At 52.3% G+C, this 5,595-nt stretch carries 1 protein-coding gene; it reads right to left on the reverse strand.

Translation table 11 applies throughout. From position 1 onward, the window contains the following. On the reverse strand, window positions 1–5,595 hold a 5,595-nt coding region (locus ACTJJS_RS33475; RefSeq protein WP_440668400.1), incomplete at both ends, for an amino acid adenylation domain-containing protein.

Below are 5,595 nucleotides of genomic sequence, written 5' to 3' on the forward strand. Positions count from 1 at the left end.
CTTCACCTGGTCGTCTATACGGCCCAGGTATTCGATGTTGCCATCAGGAAGCCAGCGCGCCAGATCGCCCGTTCTGTACAGCCGGCCACCTGACCCGTTAAAGGGATCTGTTATAAACCTTTCCGCCGTCAGTTCAGGGCGGTTCAGGTAACCGCGCGCCACCTGGACGCCACCTATATGCAGTTCACCCGCAACGCCCACCGGCAGCAGCTCTCCGCGCTCATTCAGGATGTGTATCTGTGTGTTCGATACCGGTTGACCTATCGGTATAATATTATTCTCAACATGACGCGGGGCATGCCAGCAGGTAACGTCTATCGCGGCCTCCGTTGGGCCGTAAAGGTTATATAACTCCGCACCGGGTATACGTAACTGCACATCGTGCACCTGCTGCGGCTTCAGGGCCTCGCCACTGCATATGATCCGGGTGAGCGGTAACGTTTCTGCATCGCCTACGCTGTCCAGGAAGACCTGCAACATGGATGGCACAAAATGGACAGTGCTGATATCATAACGCCGGATTGCTTCTTTCAGGTAATCGGCGTCTTTTTGTCCCTGCGGGCGCGCAAACACCAGACGGGCGCCGGTGATCAGCGGCCATAACAGTTCCCATACAGATACGTCAAAACTGAAGGTGGTTTTCTGCAGCACCCCTTCCCCTTCCTTCAAACCAAAGTAAGACTGTTTCCATAGCAATCTGTTTACTATGCCTCCGTGCTCATTCATCACTCCCTTGGGCTTGCCGGTGGAACCGGAAGTATATATCACATAGGCCAGGTGATGGCGCTGAAGACCGGCATCCATTGCAGTTGTCGGGAAACTGTCCAGCAGGTCCCCGGATTCATCCAGCAACAATATCTCCGGTGATATGTCCATTTCCCTGAGCGCCGCTTCCTGCCGGCTATCTGTTAGCAACAGGTTTGCTCCTGTGTCGGTTATCATAAACCGGATGCGCTCTGCAGGATAGTCAGGGTCTACCGGTACATAGGCACCGCCGGCCTTCAGGATGCCTACTATGCTGATGATCATATCCGGAGAGCGTTCCAGGCAAACGGGCACCAGCACGTCCGGCCCTACGCCTTTCGTACGCAGGTAATGGGCCAACTGATTGGTACGCATATCCAGTTCCCGGTATGTCAGCACTTCTTCTTCAAACAGCACGGCGGGTGCATCAGGCGTCCGCAGCGCCTGTGCAGCTATCAGGTCTACCAGCGTTACATCTGGATAGGATGCAGCCGTAGCATTAAAATCTTCCAGTAACGTTGTTCGCTCCGCAGCGGTGATCAGGTCAACGTCATGCAGTGTAGCGGTATTGGCAAGAACAATCTGCCGCAGTACCTGTTCTGTATGTTGGGCGATTGCCTGTACATAGGCGCCTTCCAATACAGTTTCGTTATAGCTGAACTGTACCTGCAGGGTATCCGCTGCCATCACAACAATGGTCAATGGATAGTTGGTTTGCTCTTTCATCACCAGGTCATCCATCTGCAATTGCCACCTGTGCGAAGTCAGTACCCTGTTTACCGGATAGTTTTCAAACACCAGCAACGTGTCAAACAATTCACTGCCTATGCCAGTCCAACGCTGCACGTCACCCAGCTCCACGTGTTGATAACGACGGCTCTGCAACTGGCTTTCCTGCAATTCCCGCAGCCATTCTCCGACAGGCCTGTTGTTATCAACAGTGGTATATAACGGTAGTGTGTTGATGAAGAGGCCCGCACGTTTTTCTATATCCGGCATCTCTTCCGGTCTGCCGGAGACAGTAGCACCATAAACCACCTGTTCCCTGCCGGTATATCGGGATAACAGGTACGCCCATACGCCCTGTACCAGCGAATTTAACGTAATACGGTGTTGATGTGCGTAACGCATGATCTGCGCCATAAACGCGGCATCCGCTTCAAATGTAAGCTGCCGGTACTGACCGGCGCTGCGGGTACGGTTAACCGTTCCGGAAATAAAAGGCAGCAATCCCGGGGAGGACAGCCCCTGCAGATATGCTTTCCAATATTTTTCTTCCGCGTAGGTATCACGATGCCTGAGATAATGAATATACTCAGCATACCGGTCCTCACTTTTTATATCGATGGTTTGGCCTGCTGCCAGCGACCCGTAAGTTTGCAGTAATTCTTCCAGCAAAACCGGAACTGACCAGCCATCCAGCAGGATATGATGAAATGTCCATACCAGTCGGTAACAGTTATCATCAACCTGTATCAGTGTTATACGCATCAGGGGCGCTTCGCTGAAATCGAATCCCTGGCGGCGGTCGTTTTCAATGTATTGTTGTATTGCTTGCTCCTGGTCTTCTGTTTTACGATGATCGAGCAGGATGAACGGCAGCACAGCTGTTTTATACACGCCCTGCACCGGCACACTGCACGCATCGTGGTAGAACGCCGTACGAAACACCGTATGGTGGCGGAGCAGCGTCTCCCAGCTCTGGCGGAACAATGAGATATCCACCTGGGAAACGGTCGCCATGAACTGATCGATATAGGCCCCTCCCTGCTCGTGATAGAGACTATGGAACAGCATCCCTTCCTGTAAGCTGCTCAACCGGTACAGGTCTGTTAACTGTGACCGCCGCACGGCGCCATTAAACGGTGCATCCAGGAAACGGTCCAGTTCTTCGTTGGTCATAACCGCTTCCAGTCCGTAATCAGCAGGAGTAAACACCGGCGCCGCTGCTGCCTGTTCCACACAATGAGCGATCAGGCCGGATAATTTCGACAGGAAGATCTCAGCGATGGCTATAACACTATCTTCTTTATAGTGGCGGGAACTATACTGCCACTGCATTTGCAGCACACCTTCCATCACCACGCTGTTCAGCGTCAGCTTCTCTTTTACCACGAGTTCATCACCTGCAGAAGCGCCAAATATCACCTCATTATCCAGTTGACCGAGATAATTAAAGAGGATATCCCATTGCGCATCATGCTGTAGGGAGGGTAGCTGGTCCAGGTAACGCAATACACCGTAACCCAGCCCTTTGGCTGGTGTCCTGCGCAGTTGTTCTTTTACTTCTTTCAACACATCTGCCACCTGCTTTCCGGCTGGTAATGATAATGCTACGGGGGCAATGCTGGTAAACCAGCCTACGGTGCGGCTGATATCCAGTTCTGCAATACCGTCTTCCCTTCCGTGGCCTTCCAGCCCTATGACCACATTGCTGATGCCGCGCCACTCATGCAGCGTTAGCAGCAACGCACAAAGCAGAATATCATTACTATTGGTGTGGTACGCTCTCGGAACTTCCTGTAATAACTGACGCGTACGTACAACATCGAGGGAGCATGTTAAGGTAGCTATATCCTTTACCGTTATCTTCTCTGTATAAGTATAATCTGACGGTAGTGGACGGTGCTGTTGTACCACCTGCTCCCACCAGGTTTGCTGTTGCAGAAGCGCGGGCTGGCTGCGGTAATGCTCCAATGCCTGGTACCACTGACGATAGGAGGCCGTTTTGGTATCGGGAATAGCCGTACCCTGCAGCAGTAATTTCAGGTCTTCCAGCAGAATACGCCATGATACGCCATCTACGGCCAGGTGATGAACCACCAGCAGCAGGTGATTACTGTCTTTGTCTGGGGAAACACATAGGGCGGCCTTTAGCAATATGCCCTTTCGTATATCCAGGCCGGATGAAAGCTCGCGGGAGAAATCGATGATCTGCTGCACAATAACTTTCTCTTCTGCCGCATGTACGGACAATGTTTCAATGTTCCCGGTATAACTGCCATAGACCTGTTTTCCGTTGTTATAACTGAAACGCAGTGCGTCGTGGCACAGCAACAGGCTATTGACCGCAACGTCTACATCCGTTGCGGTAAGGTGTTTATCTATCTTTACAATAACATACTGATATAAGGGGACGGCAGCGTTATCAGACAGTTCAAGATACCATTGTTGTATGGGCAGCAATCCGCTTTCGCCGGCAAGTACGCCCTGCTCTGCGATCGATGCCTGCTGCCGGCGGCTTTTAAAAATGGTGGCCAATGCCGAAATATGCTGGGCCGCAAATATATCTTTGGGCTGTAGCTCATAACCAAGGCGTTTCAGCCGGCTTACGATCTGCAAAGTATTGATCGAGTCGCCACCCAGCTCGAAGAAATTATCGTATATGCCCACCCGTTGTATACCCAGCAGTTCCTGCCAGATATCAGCCAGCATACTTTCTACTCCGTTGCGCGGCGCAACATAATCATTGATTTGGAGCGTTTCGATATGGGGGTCAGGGAGGGCTTTTCTGTCTACTTTACCATTAACGGTAAGCGGGACCTCTTCTATTTCCACAAACAATACCGGCACCATGTATTCCGGCAGCAGGTTTTTCAGGAAAGCAGTCAAAGCTTCTTTATCAATCGTACTTAGCGGCACAATGTATGCGACGATCCGTTTATTGCCCTGCCTGTCTTCGTTTACCAGGACAGCCGCCTGGCGGATATCCGGATAACGCAGCAATGTATTTTCAATTTCGCCCAGTTCCACACGGAAGCCACGGATCTTCACCTGGTCGTCTATACGGCCCAGGTATTCGATGTTGCCATCAGGAAGCCAGCGCGCCAGATCGCCCGTTCTGTACAGCCGGCCACCTGACCCGTTAAAGGGATCTGTTATAAACCTTTCCGCCGTCAGTTCAGGGCGGTTCAGGTAACCGCGCGCCACCTGGACGCCACCTATATGCAGTTCACCCGCAACGCCCACCGGCAGCAGCTCTCCGCGCTCATTCAGGATGTGTATCTGTGTGTTCGATACCGGTTGACCTATCGGTATAATATTATTCTCAACATGACGCGGGGCATGCCAGCAGGTAACGTCTATCGCGGCCTCCGTTGGGCCGTAAAGGTTATATAACTCCGCACCGGGTATACGTAACTGCACATCGTGCACCTGCTGCGGCTTCAGGGCCTCGCCACTGCATATGATCCGGGTGAGCGGTAACGTTTCTGCATCGCCTACGCTGTCCAGGAAGACCTGCAACATGGATGGCACAAAATGGACAGTGCTGATATCATAACGCCGGATTGCTTCTTTCAGGTAATCGGCGTCTTTTTGTCCCTGCGGGCGCGCAAACACCAGACGGGCGCCGGTGATCAGCGGCCATAACAGTTCCCATACAGATACGTCAAAACTGAAGGTGGTTTTCTGCAGCACCCCTTCCCCTTCCTTCAAACCAAAGTAAGACTGTTTCCATAGCAATCTGTTTACTATGCCTCCGTGCTCATTCATCACTCCCTTGGGCTTGCCGGTGGAACCGGAAGTATATATCACATAGGCCAGGTGATGGCGCTGAAGACCGGCATCCATTGCAGTTGTCGGGAAACTGTCCAGCAGGTCCCCGGATTCATCCAGCAACAATATCTCCGGTGATATGTCCATTTCCCTGAGCGCCGCTTCCTGCCGGCTATCTGTTAGCAACAGGTTTGCTCCTGTGTCGGTTATCATAAACCGGATGCGCTCTGCAGGATAGTCAGGGTCTACCGGTACATAGGCACCGCCGGCCTTCAGGATGCCTACTATGCTGATGATCATATCCGGAGAGCGTTCCAGGCAAACGGGCACCAGCACGTCCGGCCCTACGCCTTT

Origin of the sequence: Chitinophaga sp. 22308 (assembly GCF_052045305.1) — a bacterium.
Taxonomy (GTDB): Bacteria; Bacteroidota; Bacteroidia; order Chitinophagales; family Chitinophagaceae; genus Chitinophaga; species Chitinophaga varians_A.